18 protein-coding genes are annotated in these 14278 nt (G+C 72.7%); 11 read left to right on the forward strand and 7 right to left on the reverse strand.

Annotation, left to right across the window (positions count from 1 at the left end; genetic code table 11):
* Window positions 1–11: 11 nt before the first annotated feature.
* From QSK39_RS49730 to QSK39_RS49750, 5 genes are read left to right on the forward strand one after another with little or no spacing between them, the layout of a single operon-like run.
* Entirely contained in the window at window positions 12–1310 is a 1299-nt protein-coding gene (locus tag QSK39_RS49730) for an ATP-grasp domain-containing protein (RefSeq protein WP_285484837.1), read from the forward strand.
* Complete coding sequence (locus QSK39_RS49735; RefSeq protein ID WP_285484838.1) at window positions 1307–1645, forward strand: avidin-fold protein; 339 nt, start codon at window positions 1307–1309, stop codon at window positions 1643–1645. Before QSK39_RS49730 ends, QSK39_RS49735 begins: the two co-directional genes overlap by 4 nt.
* A complete protein-coding gene (locus QSK39_RS49740; RefSeq protein ID WP_285484839.1) occupies window positions 1642–2988 on the forward strand; it encodes an FAD-binding oxidoreductase in 1347 nt (448 codons plus the stop codon). The genes QSK39_RS49735 and QSK39_RS49740 overlap by 4 nt, the downstream gene beginning before the upstream one ends.
* Complete coding sequence (locus tag QSK39_RS49745) at window positions 2988–3524, forward strand: flavin reductase family protein (protein WP_285484840.1); 537 nt, start codon at window positions 2988–2990, stop codon at window positions 3522–3524. The genes QSK39_RS49740 and QSK39_RS49745 overlap by 1 nt, the downstream gene beginning before the upstream one ends.
* Before the next feature lie 56 nt (window positions 3525–3580).
* Window positions 3581–4630: a radical SAM protein gene (locus tag QSK39_RS49750; protein WP_285484841.1), complete on the forward strand. Its 1050-nt coding sequence runs from the start codon at window positions 3581–3583 to the stop codon at window positions 4628–4630.
* Window positions 4631–4639: 9 nt separating this feature from the next.
* On the opposite strand, the gene QSK39_RS49755 is transcribed toward QSK39_RS49750, so the two are convergent.
* Window positions 4640–5065: a MerR family transcriptional regulator gene (locus QSK39_RS49755; protein ID WP_285484842.1), complete on the reverse strand. Its 426-nt coding sequence runs from the start codon at window positions 5063–5065 to the stop codon at window positions 4640–4642.
* A 24-nt stretch (window positions 5066–5089) separates the two neighbouring features.
* Here QSK39_RS49755 and QSK39_RS49760 point away from each other — a divergent pair, with 24 nt between their 5' ends.
* The 4 genes from QSK39_RS49760 to QSK39_RS49775 all read left to right on the forward strand — a co-directional run bounded on the left by QSK39_RS49760 (window position 5090) and on the right by QSK39_RS49775 (window position 9074).
* Complete coding sequence (locus tag QSK39_RS49760) at window positions 5090–6454, forward strand: MFS transporter (protein WP_285484843.1); 1365 nt, start codon at window positions 5090–5092, stop codon at window positions 6452–6454.
* 411 nt (window positions 6455–6865) lie between these two features.
* Window positions 6866–7237 carry a YciI family protein gene (locus QSK39_RS49765; protein ID WP_284746445.1) on the forward strand — a complete coding sequence of 124 codons (372 nt, stop codon included), beginning with the start codon at window positions 6866–6868 and terminating at the stop codon, window positions 7235–7237.
* A 51-nt stretch (window positions 7238–7288) separates the two neighbouring features.
* A complete protein-coding gene (locus QSK39_RS49770; protein ID WP_285484844.1) occupies window positions 7289–8113 on the forward strand; it encodes an NAD(P)H-binding protein in 825 nt (274 codons plus the stop codon).
* Between the two features lie 79 nt (window positions 8114–8192).
* Window positions 8193–9074, forward strand: coding sequence for a M48 family metalloprotease (locus tag QSK39_RS49775; protein ID WP_285484845.1), 882 nt, complete (start codon window positions 8193–8195; stop codon window positions 9072–9074).
* Here QSK39_RS49775 and QSK39_RS49780 read toward each other — a convergent pair.
* From QSK39_RS49780 to QSK39_RS49790, 3 genes are read right to left on the reverse strand one after another with little or no spacing between them, the layout of a single operon-like run.
* A complete protein-coding gene (locus QSK39_RS49780; protein ID WP_285484846.1) occupies window positions 9064–10038 on the reverse strand; it encodes an NAD(P)-dependent alcohol dehydrogenase in 975 nt (324 codons plus the stop codon). The genes QSK39_RS49775 and QSK39_RS49780 overlap by 11 nt on opposite strands.
* Window positions 10035–10259 carry a helix-turn-helix transcriptional regulator gene (locus QSK39_RS49785; protein WP_285484847.1) on the reverse strand — a complete coding sequence of 75 codons (225 nt, stop codon included), beginning with the start codon at window positions 10257–10259 and terminating at the stop codon, window positions 10035–10037. The genes QSK39_RS49780 and QSK39_RS49785 overlap by 4 nt, the downstream gene beginning before the upstream one ends.
* Complete coding sequence (locus tag QSK39_RS49790) at window positions 10253–10675, reverse strand: hypothetical protein (protein ID WP_502873383.1); 423 nt, start codon at window positions 10673–10675, stop codon at window positions 10253–10255. The genes QSK39_RS49785 and QSK39_RS49790 overlap by 7 nt, the downstream gene beginning before the upstream one ends.
* Window positions 10676–10808: 133 nt before the next feature.
* On the opposite strand from QSK39_RS49790, the gene QSK39_RS49795 reads away from it, so the two are divergent.
* Together QSK39_RS49795 and QSK39_RS49800 are read left to right on the forward strand one after the other, a co-directional pair.
* Complete coding sequence (locus tag QSK39_RS49795) at window positions 10809–11159, forward strand: YciI family protein (protein WP_285484849.1); 351 nt, start codon at window positions 10809–10811, stop codon at window positions 11157–11159.
* 4 nt (window positions 11160–11163) lie between these two features.
* Window positions 11164–12444 (forward strand): RNA polymerase sigma factor, encoded by a 1281-nt coding sequence (locus tag QSK39_RS49800; protein ID WP_285484850.1) that lies wholly within the window; start codon window positions 11164–11166, stop codon window positions 12442–12444.
* On the opposite strand, the gene QSK39_RS49805 is transcribed toward QSK39_RS49800, so the two are convergent.
* From QSK39_RS49805 to QSK39_RS49815, 3 genes are all read right to left on the reverse strand, one after another.
* Window positions 12431–12859, reverse strand: coding sequence for a hypothetical protein (locus QSK39_RS49805; RefSeq protein ID WP_285484851.1), 429 nt, complete (start codon window positions 12857–12859; stop codon window positions 12431–12433). The genes QSK39_RS49800 and QSK39_RS49805 overlap by 14 nt on opposite strands.
* 202 nt (window positions 12860–13061) lie before the next feature.
* Window positions 13062–13679, reverse strand: a complete 618-nt coding sequence (locus QSK39_RS49810) for an enoyl-CoA hydratase/isomerase family protein (protein ID WP_285484852.1) — start codon at window positions 13677–13679, stop codon at window positions 13062–13064.
* A complete protein-coding gene (locus QSK39_RS49815) occupies window positions 13676–14269 on the reverse strand; it encodes a TetR/AcrR family transcriptional regulator (protein WP_285484853.1) in 594 nt (197 codons plus the stop codon). Before QSK39_RS49815 ends, QSK39_RS49810 begins: the two co-directional genes overlap by 4 nt.
* Window positions 14270–14278: the final 9 nt, after the last annotated feature.

Genomic DNA, 14278 nt, shown 5'->3' on the forward strand with positions numbered 1-14278 from the left:
AAGGACTTTCGATGACCTCGAACCCGGGTGCGCTGCTCGTCATCGGCAGCGGCCTCAAGCTCTACCGCGAATACCTCGTCCGCTCCGTGGCCGACCGGGCCCGCGAAGCCGGGCTGCGGCTGGTCCTGATCAACAACCTCAAGCCGACCTGGCAGCACGAGTACTTCGACGACATCACCGTGGTCAACGTCTTCGACCACGCGCTGCTCGCCGAGACCGCCCGTGAGCTGGCGACGCAGTACACCGTGGCCGGCGTGCTCTGCTGGGACGAGCCGCTGGTCATGCCCGCGGCCGAGCTGGCCGACGAGTTCGGCGTGCCCGGCCTGAGCATCCCCGGCGTGCACGGCTGCCGCGACAAGCACAGCTGCCGCGTCCGGCTCACCGCCGCCGGCCTGCCCCAGCCCGGCTTCCACCTGGCCATCGACCTCGACGACGCCCGCGCGGCGGTCGCCCGCATCGGCTTCCCCGTGGTCGTCAAGCCCCGCGCGCTCGGCGCGAGCATGGGTGTCTCCCTCGCCCGTGACGCGGGGGAGTTCGATGCCGCCTACCGCGTCGCCCACGAGGCCAGCCTCGTCGGCGACGAGCCCTTCCGCGGCGGCGCGATCATCGAAGGCTTCGCCGACGGCCCGGAGATCAGCATCGACGGCGCCGTCCACAAGGGCGAGTACCTGCCGATGTTCGTCGCCCGCAAGAGCACCGGGATGCCGCCGTTCTTCGAGGAGACCGGCCACCTCGTCGACTCGGCCGACCCGCTGCTGCGCGACGAGGAACTGCTGCACGTCCTGGCCGAGTCCCACCGCGTGCTCGGCATCGAGAACGGCATCACCCACACCGAGGTCCGGCTGACCGCCCGCGGCCCGGTGATCATCGAGATCAACGGCAGGCTCGGCGGCGACCTCATCCCGCTGCTCGGCAAGACGGCCACCGGCATCGACCCGGGCAGCGTGCTGTTCGACGTCGCCACCGGCCAGCGCCCGGACGTCACCCCGACGCGGTCCGGGGTCGCCGGCATCGGGTTCGGCTACCCGGACCACGACTGCGTCGTGCACTCGGTCGAGGTGCCGTGGGAGGCTCCCGGGCTGGTCATGGCGTCGCCGATGGTCGAGCCGGGCACCACGCTGCGGCTGCCGCCGGGCGGCTACATCGCCCGCCACTCGTTCGTCGTGTGCGAGGCCGGCGACGCCGACACCTGCCGCCAGCGGCTCGCCCACGCGGCCTCGCTGGTCGAGGTGGACGCCGTCGAGATCGCACCGCCGCCCGTCGGCACCACGCTGGCGATGCCGGCCGGACTCCTGGACGTGGACGAATGAGCATCCACTACGACGGCCGCCGCTTCCGCACGCTGGGCGGTGGCGACGGCACCTACGCGGAGTACCGCCAGCACGGCGACCTGGTGTGGGCGGAGTTCGAGGGCGGGCACGTCCTGCGCGGCACGGTGACCGGCACGTGCGACGCCGGCGGCGTCCTGCGGCTGGCCTACACGATGGTCCTGGCCAGCGGCGAGGTGATCGCCGGGCACAGCACCAACACCCCGCAGTGGCACGGCGGCACCCTGGTGCTGCGCGAGGTCTGGGAACGCTACGGCGAGCACGCGGCCACCGGCGTCTCCTACCTCGAAGAGGTCGCCGAGGCGGTCGCGTCATGACCGCCTGGGACGGCCTGCGCGGCCTCGGCGAACTCCGGTTCCCCGGCGACCCCGGCTTCGCCGCCGTGTCGCCGGTGAACCGGCGGTTCGCCGCCACCCGCCCCGCGGCGGTGCTCACCGTGACGAGCGCGGGCGACGTCGCCCGCGCCGTCGGGTGGGCCCGCGCGGAGTCGGTGCCGGTGACGGTCCGCGGTGGCGGGCACAGCTACGCGGGCCACTCCGCGGGGCCCGGCCTGGTGCTCGACCTGGGGCGGCTGTCCGGGATCCGCGTCGACCGCGGTTCCGGGCGGGTCACCGTCGGCGGCGGCACCCCGATGAAGGCGCTCTACGCGGGGTTGCGGCCGTGGGACCTGACGTTCCCGCTCGGCAACTCCGACACCGTCGGCATCGGCGGCCTGACCCTCGGCGGCGGCGTCACGACGATCTCCCGCGCGCACGGCCTGACGTGCGACGCGCTGGTCTCGACCGACGTCGTGCTCGCGGACGGCCGGGTCGTCACGGCATCCGCCACCGAGAACCCGGACCTGTTCTGGGCCTGCCGCGGCGGCGGGGGCGGCAACTTCGGCGTGAACACGGCCTTCACGTTCCAGGCGCGCCCGGCGCCGGCCGGCTCGACGTGCGTCGTGCTCTGGGCGTGGCCGCACGCGGTCGAGGTCCTCGCGGTGATGCAGGAGATCATGCTCGCCGCGCCGGAGGAGTTCTCGGCGCGGATCGGCATCGCGCGATCGGCGGGCGAAGACGGCGCCGTGTCCGTGGTGGGCCACCACCTCGGCCCGGCCTCGGAGCTGTGGGAGCTGCTGGCGCCGGCGTTCGCCGTCGCGGCGCCCGACCGGGTCGACATCGAAGACCGGGACTTCTGGGACGCGGCGTCCTTCCTGCACCACAGCAGCGAAGGCGGCGCGTTCGCGGTCCGCACGCGGTGCACGCCGCACGCGATCGCGGACGCCGGGCTGGAGGCACTCGTCCGGGCGGTCGAGAAGTGGCCCGGCAGCGGCAACCCCGACGGCGCCGGAGCGGCGTTGTTCGCGTGGGGCGGGGCGATCGGCCGCGTCCCGGTGGCGGACACCGCGTTCCCGCACCGGGACACGAAGTTCCTGCTGAGCCTGGACACGTCGTGGGCCGAGCGGGACACGCCCGGAGTGGTCGCGGCGAACCTGGACTGGCTGCACGAGCTGCACGCCGAGACGGGCGAGTTCGCGCCGGACGCGTCCTACGTCAACTTCACCGATCCGGACCTCGAGGACTGGCGGGGTGCCTACTACGGCCCGAACGCCGGCCGGCTCGCCGAGGTCAAGCGCCGGTACGACCCCGACCGGTTCTTCTCGTTCCCGCAGGCGTTGTGATGACCACGGCACCCGACCTGCGTGGCGCGATGCGGACTTTCGCGACGGGGGTGTGCGTCGCCACGACCTACCGCGACACCCCCGGCGGCCGGCGGCACGACGCCGTGACCGTCAACTCCCTGGGGTCGATCTCCCTCGACCCGCCGCTGGTTTCGCTGTCGTTCCGCAAGGAGTCGGCGTTCCTGGCGGACCTCCTCGAAACCGGCCGGTGGGTGGTGTCGATCCTGCCGGCCGACGCGCGGGACGTGGCCCGGCGGTTCGCCGGCCCGCGTGCGTCGCGCGTCTCCGAAATTGCTGTCCTGGAGGCGGAGCCGGGGGAGCGGACCGGGGCGCTCGTGCTGGACGGCGCGAGCTGGCTGGAGTGCGCCCTGGCGAAGAAGTTCGACCTGGGCGACCACACGCTGGTCGTCGGCGAGGTGCTGGCCACGGGCCACGACCGGCACGCGCCGGCCCTGGTGTTCGTCCACGGCGGCTACCACGCGGTGACCGACCCGCGGCACGTGTCCGGGCCGGGGCAGTGGGGCGAGGCGCTCTAGCGGTCATGTCCGAATCCGGCTAGCCCGGCCTCCCCGGGCCGGGCATGCTCGTCGGGGTGAGTGAAGACGCGATGCGCTGGAGCGGCCAGCGCACGGACCGGGTCGACGAGGGAACGCTGCCGGGCCTGGCCCGGCTGACCGGGTTCGTGCGCAGTGTCCGCACGCCGGAGTTCCGGGACGTGACGTTCCACGAGGTGCTCGCGAAGAGCGCGCTGAACCACGTCCCGGCGGACGCGCGCATGCTGCCGGGCGAGTACACGATGAACCCGTACCGGGGGTGTACGCACGCTTGTCAGTACTGCTTCGCGAGGCCGACCCACACGCGCCTCGGCCTGAACGTGGCGGGCGACTTCGACAACGAGATCATCGTCAAGACGAACATCGTGGAGGTGCTGCGCAACGAGCTGGCACGGAAGAGGAAGCTCCCTCCGCGCGTGGCGTTCGGCACGAACACGGACGTGTACCAGCGCGCGGAGGGCCGGTACGAGCTGATGCCCGGCATCATCGACGCGCTGACCGGGCACCGGGTGCCGTTCTCGATCCTGACGAAGGGGCCGCTGATCCGCCGCGACCTCGACCTGCTGGCCAAGGCCGCCCAGCGGACGACGGTGCACTTGGGCGTGTCGTTGTCGATGCTGGACGAGGAGCTGCAGCAGTCGGTGGAGTTCGGCACGGCCACGACGACGGCCCGCTTGGCCACGGTCCGCGCGATCCGCGACGCGGGGCTCGAGTGCACGGTGTTCCTGTCGCCGATCCTGCCGCACCTGTCGGATTCGCCGGCGCAGCTGGAGTCCCTGGTGGCCGCGGTGGCTTCGGCGGGGGCGACGGATGTGCTGTACCACCCGCTGTACTTGTCCAGCGCGGTGAAGGACGTGTTCTTCGCCTGGCTGCGGCGGACGCATCCGTCGTTGGTGGCGGAGTACACGCGGCTGTACTCGTCGGGCTCGGAGACGTCGTACCGGCACGAGATCGGGGCCCGGATCCGGCCGTTGATCGCGAAGTACGGGTTCCCGGAGCCGAGCAAGGAGATCGAGGACAAGTTCGCGCTGAACGGGCGGCGAGGACAGCAGCCTCCGGAGGAACCGGCGCAGGCGACGTTGTTCTGAACCCGGGTCTCAAGCTCCGGGCGCCCAAAGCCCATCGGCATCCCCGGCTTCCAGCCGCCCCCGGTAGACCCCGATCTTCCGGTCGATCAGCTTGAGGTTCTCCTCCAGCTCGGCCAACCGGGCCAGCACCTCACCCCGATGCGCCTCGAGCAGTTCCAGCCGTTCCGCCTCGTTCCCCCGCCCGGCGCTGACCAACTCCGCGTACCGCCGGATCACCTTGATCGGCATCCCGGTGGCCCGCAGCTTGGTGCAGATCTTGATCCAGTCCAGGTCCAGCTGCCGATACCGCCGCCGCCCGCCGGAGGTGCGGTCGACGCGCGTCACCACCAGGCCGGCGCGTTCGTAGTACCGCAACGTGTGCGCGCTGACCCCGGTGCGCCGCGCCGCCTCGGCGATGGTCAGGCCGGCCTCGGGGATCGGTTTGACTTCGAGCACGCTCTAAATCCTACCGTCGGTGACATGAAAATTCCGGTTCTGGCCATCTGCTGCGCCAGCGTCGTCGTCGCGGTCATGGACATCTCGATCGTCACCGTCGCCCTGCCGTCGCTCCGCCGCGACCTGGGCGCGTCCACCGAAGGTCTACAGTGGACGGTCGATGCCTACACGCTGGTGCTGGCCGGGTTCCTCGTGCTCGCCGGGTCGACCGCCGACCGGTTCGGGCGCAAGCGCGTCTTCCTGACCGGCCTCACCGTCTTCGGGCTCGGGTCGCTGCTGTGCAGCGTGGCGCCCGGCATCGGCTGGCTGATCGCCGCCCGTGCCGTCCAAGCCGTCGGTGGCACCATGCTCAACCCGGTCGCGCTGGCCATCGTCGTCACCACCTTCCCCGAGCCGGCCGCCCGCGCCCGCGCCATCGGCGTGTTCGGCTCGATGTCCGGACTGGCGCTCGCGCTCGGTCCCATCCTCGGCGGGGTGCTCGTCGACGGGCTGGGCTGGCGGGCCGTCTTCTGGGTCAACGTGCCGATCATCGCCGTCGCGATCGCCGCCACCGCCGTGTTCGTGCCGGAGTCCCGCGCGGCCCGGGCCCGCCGGTTCGACCCGGTCGGGCAGCTGCTCGTCGTCCTCGTGCTGGGGTGCGTGGTGGCGGCGATCATCGAGGCGCGCCGGTCGCCGATGACCCTCGGCCTGCTGGTCGTCGCCGGGCTCGCCGCGTTCGCGCTACTGCGCCACGAGCCGCGCCGCGCCGATCCGCTGCTCGAGCTGCGCCTCTTCCGCAGCGTCCCGTTCAGCGGCGCGATCGCCACGGCGCTGTGCGCGCTCTGCGGGTTCGGTGCGTTCCTGTTCCTCACGACGCAGTACCTGCAGGACGTCCGCGGCCTCCCGGCCCTCGACGCCGGGCTCTGCCTCCTCCCGGTCGGCGTGCTCGTCCTCTTCCTGTCCCCGCGGGTGGGACGGCTGGTCGGCACGCGCGGGCCGCGGTTGCCGCTGGTCGTCGCCGGGGTCGCGCTGGCACTGGGCGGCACCGCGTCGGCGTGGCTCGGCCCGGCGACGCCGCTGCCGCTCGTGCTCGCGGACTTCCTGCTGTTCGGCGTCTTCCTCGCCGCGGTCAACCCGCCGATCACCAACTCGGCCGTCTCCGGGATGCCGGCGTCGATGGCCGGGGTGGCCGGCTCGCTGGCCTCGGCCGGGCGCCAGACCGGCACCACCCTGGGCGTCGCACTCGCCGGCGCCGGTGCCGGCATCTGGTGGCTGGTGGCCGCGCTCGGTGCCGGTGTCCTCGTTCTGGCCCTGGTCACCACCGGCCTGCGCGCAACGGCGACGGCCGCGCGCGCGGCGGCGCTGTTCGCCGAGGTCGAAGGGGCCGGCCTCCGGCGACCGACGGGATGATCCCCACCTCGCCACGGTCGCGCAACGACGCCGAGGGGCCGCCGCTCCAAAGCGGGATACCGCTGCGCGAGCACGCCGAGCAGGGCGCCCAGCGTGGCCGGCTCGCCGATCTCGACGTCCAGCCGGGCCGGCGTCGTCGGCGCACGTCGCGTCGCGCATGACCCCGGCCCAGTATCCGTCCGGCAGTCCCGCGCCCACGGCCTCCGGATCGCCTTGCCGCCGCCCCGGGCCCAGGTCGTCACCCGTCGCGGACACCCTTCCTCCCCGTGACCGGCGTCACAGTACGCTGCCGGAAAAAATCTCCGGGGAAAATGTCGAACGCCGCGAGCGGCCGATCGACGCGGGGGTGAAGGCCGGTCGACGAGCCCGGGAGGACCCGGGCCCCGGCCGACGAGAACAGGGAGAACGACCATGCGTTTCCTCATGATGCACCGGATCGACGAGAACGACCCGCAGGCGTGGAACCCCACCCCGGAGTTCGTGGAGAAGATGGGCGGGTTCGTCCAGGCGGCGGCCGAGAAGGGCATCCTGATCACGGCCGAGGGCGTGCACAAGTCGGACAAGGGTGCGCTCATCCGCAAGCCGCGCGGCGCGGCCATCCGCGTCACCGACGGGCCCTTCGCCGAGGCGAAGGAGGTCATCGGCGGGTTCGCGCTGATCAACGCCGCCGACCGGGCCGAGGCCGTCGAGTTCGCCAAGTCCTACGTCGAGCTGTTCGACAACGAGATCGAGGTCGAGGTGCGCCAGGTCGTCGAGTACGACGACCTGCCGGCGCAGGACTGACGGCCGCCGGTGGCGCTAGGCTGGCGGGGAACCGACTCTGGGGGTGGAGCGATGTTCCTGGTCACCGGCGCCACCGGCAACGTCGGCGCGGAAGTGGTTGCGGCGCTGGCGAAAGCGGGCGAACCGGTCCGGGCGCTGGTGCGCCGGCCGGACGTCGCGCTGCCGGACGGCGCCGAAGCCGTCACGGGCGATCTCGACGATCCCGCGAGTCTCGGCGCCGCGCTCGAGGGCGTCGCCGGGATCTTCCTGCTGCCCGGCTACCACGACATGCCCGGCATGCTGGCGCGGGCGCGCGAGGCGGGTGTCCGCCGGATCGTGCTGCTGTCCGGTGGCTCGGCGGCGCTCGAGAACCTGGACAACGCGGTCTCGGCCTACATGACCCTGGCCGAACGCGCGGTGCGCGAGTCGGGGCTGGACTGGACGTTCCTGCGCCCGCGCGCGTTCATGGCGAACGCGCTGCGCTGGCTGCCGCAGCTGCGCGAGGGCGACACGGTCCGCGCGCAGTTCCCGCAGGTCGCGGCCGCGTCCATCGACCCGGCGGACATCGCCGCGGTGGCGGCGCGGGCGCTCGCGGGCGGCCACGACGGCCGGATCCACGACCTGACCGGCCCGGTGGCGCTGCGGCCCGCCGACCAGGTCGCGGTGCTGGCCGACGTGCTCGGCCGGAAGCTCGAGTTCGTCGGCCTCTCGGACGACGAGACGCGCGCCGAGCTGGAAGCGACCATGCCGCGCGAGTACGTCGAAGCGTTCTGGGCCTTCTACGTCGGCGGAACCCTGGACGAAGCGACCGTGCACCCGACGGTGGCCGAGGTGACGGGCCGGCCCGCCCGCACGTTCGCCGACTGGGCCGAGGCGCACGCGGCCGCGTTTTCCTGACAGCTCCCGGACAGTTTCGGCGGACCGTTGTGCTCCGCCGGGCGCCACGCCAAGGTGGACCCCGGCCGGGAGGGGGAGCGTGAGCGACGAACAGCGGGCCAGGGTGGATCTTTCCGCGGTCCTGGGGGTGGTGCTCGCCGTCCCGGTGGTCGCCAGCAGCCTGTTCGTGCTGGGCCTGCTCGGGACCCTGGTCTGGCCGGCGTACTTCTGGGTGCTCCCGGCCGGCTGGGCGCTGGCCGGCGCGATCACGTTCGTCCCCGTCTACGAGCACGTCGTGCTGTCCGTGCTGCTCAAGATGCGCGAGCCCAGCCGGCGCGAGCTGACCTGGCTCACGCCGAGCTGGGCGGCCGTCTGCGCCGCGGCCGGCGTCGACAGTGGCCGCTACCGGCTGTGGGTCGAGCCCTCGCGCGAGCTGAACGCCTTCGCCGCCGGGGGCCGGACCGTCGCGGTGACCCGGGCCGCCCTCGACCTGGAGTGCCCGGGCCTGGAAGCGATCCTCGCCCACGAACTGGGCCACCACCTCTCCGGGCACACGCGGGCCACCCTGCTGATCCACTGGCTCGAGCTGCCGGCCCGGGTGCTGGCGCGGCTGGTCCGGCTGATCGCCTGGGTCGTGCCGCACGTCGGCCGGGCGTTCCGGTCCTTCGGCCGGTCGGTCGAGGTGCTGGTCACCGTGCTGCTCAGCCTGGGCATCCTCACCGCGCTCGCGTTCCTCGACCCGTGGCTGCTGCTGACGCCGCTGCTGGGCCCGGTGCTCGCCTGGTCGAAGCGGCTCGGCGAATACCGGGCCGACCGGATGGCGGCGCGCCTCGGGTACGGCCGGGAGCTGGCGCTGCTGCTCAAGGCGTGGAGCGTGCGCGACCGCGGGGATGAGCGCCGGCTGTGGTCCCGGCTGATGGCCGGGCACCCCGCCCACATCGACCGGGTCAAGCGGCTGAAGGACCTCGGCGTCAGGTTGTGAGCACGGTGAGCACGACCTTGCCCGCGGCGCGTCCCGCTCGGAGGTGGCCGAGCGCGACGACGGCGTCGGCGAGCGGGAACGCCCGGTCCAGCGCGGGGGTCAGCTTCCCGGCCTCGATCAGGTCCCGGAGGTCGTCGAGGTCCGCGCCGCGCTCGCGGGCGACGAGCCCGCACAGCCGGTGCCGCACGAACGGGTTCAGCAGCGCCGCCCGGAGCACCCGCTGGATGCCGCCGAACCACCGGCCGCCGTTTTCGCCGCCGACGATCACCAGCGTGCCGCGCGGGGTCAGCGCCCGGCGCAGGACGGTCAGCGAGCGCAGGCCGGCGGTGTCCACGACCAGGTCGTACCGCCCGGCCGCGATGTCCTCCCGCGTGTAGTCGACGACGTCGTCGGCGCCGAGCGTGCGGACCAGATCGGTCTTCGCGGTGCTGCACACCCCGGTGACGTGCGCGCCGAACGCCTTGGCCAGCTGGACCGCGAAGGACCCGACGCCGCCCGCCGCGCCGATCACCAGGACGCGCTGCCCGGGCCGGACGCGCCCGGCGTCGCGCACGGCCTGCAGCGCCGTGCCGCCGGAAACCAGGACGGCCGCCGCCTGCTCGAACGAAAGACGCCCGGGTTTCGCCGCGACGAGGTCCGCCTTGGCCACCGCGTACTCGGCGAACGTGCCCTCGCCGACGCCGAACACCTCCTCACCCGGCCGGACGCGGGTCACGCCGTCGCCGGTCTCCTCGACGGTGCCGGCGAAGTCGAGTCCCCGCACCGGCTGCTTCGGCCGGCGCAGCCCGAACCCCAGCAGGCGCACCAGGTACGGCTTCCCGGTGGCCAGGTGCCACACGCCCGGGTCGACGCCGGCCGCGTGCACCCGCACGAGGATCTCGCCGGCCCCGGGCGAAGGTCTGTCGACGTCGCGGAACACAAGGACGTCCGGCGGGCCGTAGCGGTCTTGGGCGATGGCTTTCACGAGGTCTCCTCCGGGTACTGGAACACTTCTTCGAGCGGGACTCCGAACACGTGCGCGAGCTGGAACGCCATCTCGAGCGACGGCGAGTAGCGGCCCTGCTCGATCGCGATGACGGTCTGGCGGGTGACGCCGATCCGGGTGGCGAGGTCGGCCTGGGTCATCTGGCCGTGCGCGAATCGGAGGGCGCGGATCGAGTTAGTGACGCGGGTCGGTTTCACCACGGCTGGAAACCCCGGCGGTAGGCGACGATGCGGGCGACCGACCCGAGGATCGCCGAGAGCGTGAAGGCCAGGTAGACGGCGTTGGCGATCCAGAAGTGCGGCGCCCGCACCAGCGCCAGCAGCAGGGCCGCGACGGCGCCGGCGACGACGAACGAGTTGCCGACGTGGTCGCCGAACCGGCCGATCTCGCGGTCGCGCTGGTCCGTCTCGCCGTCGCGGGAGATCACCGCGGCGAGGATGCTCGCGACGATCCCCGCCACGATGGACGCGCCGATCGTCCACAGCAGGGGCGCGACGTAGGGGACGTCGGCCAGCGGCCGCCCGCCGGCCCGGCCGAGGACCACCACCAGGTAGACCGCGTAGCTCGCGATCGCGCCGATCCCGAGGATCCAAGCGCGCTTCTCTTCGTGGGTCACCAGCCCAAGGTAAAACAAACCAGACATCGTGTCAAAGTTTCTTGACATGAGAAAATTCCCGGCGAGGGTGTCCAAGGCGGCGTCGGCCGTTCGTAGTCACCGCGTACGGCAACCGAGCCACCGGAGGAATCCCGTGAAGTACCTGATGCTGATCAACGCCTCGCTCGACGCGGACGGCGCGCCCACCGGCTGCAGCACGCCCGAGGACTGGATGCTGTTCGACAAGTCCATGAAGGACGCGGGCGTCCACGTCGGCGGGAACTCGCTCGCCGACTTCACCACCGCCGCCGCGGTACGCGTCGACGAACACGGCGAGCGGATCGTCACCGACGGGCCGTTCGCGGAGTCGAGGGAGGTGCTCGGCGGCTACTTCGTCATCGACGTGCCGGACTTCGACGTCGCGCTCGACTGGGCGGCGCGCTGCCCGGGCGCCCGCGACGGCGGGCACATCGTCGTCCGCCCGCTCGCTTCGTACGGGGACTGACGCGGTGGAGGGGCGGGCGTCGGTCGAAGCTGTCTTCCGGGAGGAGCGCGGGCTGTTGCTCGCCGCGCTCGTCCGGCGGTTCGGCGACCTCGACCTGGCCGAGGAGGTGACGTCGGAGGCGATCGAGGCCGCGCTGGTGCACTGGCCCGCCGAGGGCGTCCCGCCGAAGCCGGGTGCCTGGCTGATGACGACGGCGCGGCGCAAGGCCGTCGACCGGCTGCGCCGCGACCAGGCCTACGCGGCCCGGCTCGCGGTGCTGCAGGTCGAGGCCGACCGGGCGGCGCCCGCCCCGCCCGCCGACGGCGGCCTGCCGGACGAGCGGCTCCAGCTGTTCTTCACCTGCGCCCACCCGGCGTTGCCGGCGGAGGACCGGATGGCGCTGACCCTGCGCTGCTTGGCGGGGTTGACGACGTCGGAGGTGGCGCGCGCGTTCCTGGTGCCCAGCACGACGATGGGCAAGCGGATCGTGCGGGCGAAGAACCGGATCCGGGTGGCCCGCATCCCGTTCCGGGTCCCGGACGCCGCGGAGCTGCCCGGGCGGCTGCCGGGCGTGCTCCAGGTCGTCTACTCGATCTTCACCGAGGGCTACGCGGCGAGCTCGGGTCCGGACCTGCAGCGGCTCGACCTGGCGGAGGAGGCGATCCGGCTGGCCCGGATCCTGCGCCGGCTGCTGCCGGGGGAGCGGGAGGTCGCGGGGCTGCTGGCGCTGATGGTGCTGATCCACGCGCGCCGCGAGGCCCGCACGGGCCCGGACGGCGACCTGGTGCTCCTCGACGACCAGGACCGCGGCCGCTGGGACCGCGCGCTGATCGCCGAGGGGACTTCGCTGGTCCCCGTCGCCCTCACCGGCGGACCGCCGGGCCCGTACGGAGTCCAGGCGGCGATCGCGGCCCTGCACGACGAGGCGGCGGACGTTTCCCGGACCGATTGGCCGCAGATCGTGGGGTTGTACGACGTCCTGCGCGGGCTGACGCCGTCTCCGGTGGTGGAGCTGAACCGAGCGGTGGCGGTGGCGATGCGCGACGGCCCGGCGGCGGGTTTGGCGCTCTTGGACGCCCTGGCGGAGGAGCCACGGTTGCGCGAGTACAGCCCGTTCCCGGCGGCGCGAGGGGACCTGCTCAGCCGCTCGGGTCGCCTCGCGGAAGCCGCCGTCGCCTATCAGGACGCGCTCGCTTTGGCGGGAACGGAACCCGAGCGGGCCCACTTGCGCCGCCGCCTCACCGAGGTCGCCGGCCCGGTCGGGATCCCCCGGCCGGGCCGGCCGGACCGGACTAGTGATCGTTGAGGTAGTAGTGCTGGCTCGGGTGCTGGTAGTCCGGACCCAGGAAGACCGTGACGCCGATGCTCACGTGTTCCGGAAGGTCGTGCGTGCCGCCGTCGGAAGCCCTGGCCGTGGCGCAAGATCCCACTCCGCCGGAGGCGACGAGCGTGTAACGGATGTAGTAGGCGCCCGAACTCTGCTGGACGGCGACGTCGGCCCGGGCGGCGAGTCCGTCGGCTGCCGAGTCGCAGACGGACACGACGTCACCGTTCTCTTCGACGTAGACAGTGCCACCTTTGTCGGCGTCCGTGGTGGTCCACGTGTGGTCCCAGCTGCCGCCGGGCGGGTCCACGGTCGCCGACGCCGACGTCGCGGTCAGGAGTGTGCCGCCGGCGGCAAAAGCGGTCGTCGCGACCAAGGCCGCGATCTTGTTGCGCATCGTCTGAATCCCCATTCTCCCACGCCGAAAGGACGGCTGGATCCCGTAAACCAACCCCGGCGGCCGGGCGGCGTCAATCGGCCCCGAAACGTTTTGCCCGTGCCTGAAGGGTCTCTGCGACGGCAACCTCACCGCGTCGGGCCGCGACCTGCGAAATCAGCGTCACCGGTGTCCGCAATGGTGCGGGAGTCCGAATGCGGTACTAGGCCGGAGTGCGCAGCGCCGCCACGGCCGGGGCGAACATCGTCGCCTTGATCGCGCCCAGTGTGCCCTTGTCCTTGCCCGCCAAGGCATGCACCCGATCGGACGCCACCTTCACCACGTCGTCCTCGGAAGCGATCTCGTCCACCAGCCCGAACGACAAAGCGTCGGACCCGCCGAACCGGCGTCCTGTCGTCATCGACGCGATCGCCGCCGACGGCGTCAGCTTCCCCTGGATCAGTGCCGCCATCCCCGGCGTGAACGGGATGTTGATGTCGGCCTCCGGGAAGCAGAAGTACCCGCGGTCGCCGCGCATCACGCGGAAGTCGTGCGCCATCGCCAGCATCGCGCCCGCGCCGAACGCGTGGCCGGTGATCGCCGCGACCGTCGGGACCGGCAGCGTCAGCACACGCGCGAACAACTCCTGCACCTCGGCCACGTACTCGGAAGCCTTGTCCCCGTTGGCCATCAGCCACTCGAGGTCGAGGCCGTTCGAGTAGAACTTGCCGCCGCCGGTGGTCACCAGCACGTCGTCCACTTCGTCCAAAGTGGAATGGACGCGCTGCAGCCACTCCGGCGAGAAGCGGTTTTCGTCGTCGCCCAGGTGCAGAACGGTCACGGTCGGTCCTTTTCTCGAGGGGGCACGGTCAGCACGGCTCGCACGGCGGCGGCCAGCCGCTCCCGCACCAGGGAATCGGTGATGTCGCGCCGGAAGAACGCCGTCGGCAGGTCGACGACGCAGGTGGTGATCACCTCGACGGCCAGGCCGTCGCCGCGGTCCCACACCTGCCGCGCCAGCCGCACGAGCAGCGCGACCAGGCGTTTGTCCAGCGCGTGCAGGGCGTCCGCCAGCTCGTCGGGCAGTTCGGGCCCGAACAGCCGGTCCGCCTTGACGCGCAGCAGCATCCGCGCCCCGTCGGGACGCAAGGTGGCGAACACCGAGGGCGTGTCGGCCGCCGCGACGACGGCGTCCACCGGGGACGAAGCGGCGTCCACCCGCGAGGTCTGCAGGTCGAGGAACGCGGTCGCCGCGCGCAGCCAGACCTGCGCCAGCAGTGCGCTGAGCGACCCGAAAGCGTGGTAGATCGTCCCGTTCGGCACGCCGGCGGCTGCCGCCAGGCTACGCACGGTGACCTCGCCCGACGTCGCGACCAGCCGTTCGGCGACGTCGAGCAGCGCGTCGAGGTCGTGGACGCGGGGGCGGGGCATGCCGCGACC

The sequence above is a fragment of the Amycolatopsis sp. NBRC 101858 genome, assembly GCF_030269325.1.
Classification (GTDB): Bacteria; Actinomycetota; Actinomycetes; order Mycobacteriales; family Pseudonocardiaceae; genus Amycolatopsis; species Amycolatopsis ponsaeliensis.

Bases quoted from the DNA above. Each gene is read 5' to 3' on its own strand.
- QSK39_RS49770 (WP_285484844.1), top strand. From the start codon at position 7,289: ATGTTCCTGGTCACCGGCGCCACCGGCAACGTCGGCGCGGAAGTGGTT.
- QSK39_RS49740 (WP_285484839.1), top strand. From the start codon at position 1,642: ATGACCGCCTGGGACGGCCTGCGCGGCCTCGGCGAACTCCGGTTCCCC.
- QSK39_RS49815 (WP_285484853.1), bottom strand. From the start codon at position 14,269: ATGCCCCGCCCCCGCGTCCACGACCTCGACGCGCTGCTCGACGTCGCC.
- QSK39_RS49765 (WP_284746445.1), top strand. From the start codon at position 6,866: ATGCGTTTCCTCATGATGCACCGGATCGACGAGAACGACCCGCAGGCG.
- QSK39_RS49805 (WP_285484851.1), bottom strand. From the start codon at position 12,859: ATGCGCAACAAGATCGCGGCCTTGGTCGCGACGACCGCTTTTGCCGCC.
- QSK39_RS49745 (WP_285484840.1), top strand. From the start codon at position 2,988: ATGACCACGGCACCCGACCTGCGTGGCGCGATGCGGACTTTCGCGACG.
- QSK39_RS49735 (WP_285484838.1), top strand. From the start codon at position 1,307: ATGAGCATCCACTACGACGGCCGCCGCTTCCGCACGCTGGGCGGTGGC.
- QSK39_RS49730 (WP_285484837.1), top strand. From the start codon at position 12: ATGACCTCGAACCCGGGTGCGCTGCTCGTCATCGGCAGCGGCCTCAAG.
- QSK39_RS49760 (WP_285484843.1), top strand. From the start codon at position 5,090: ATGAAAATTCCGGTTCTGGCCATCTGCTGCGCCAGCGTCGTCGTCGCG.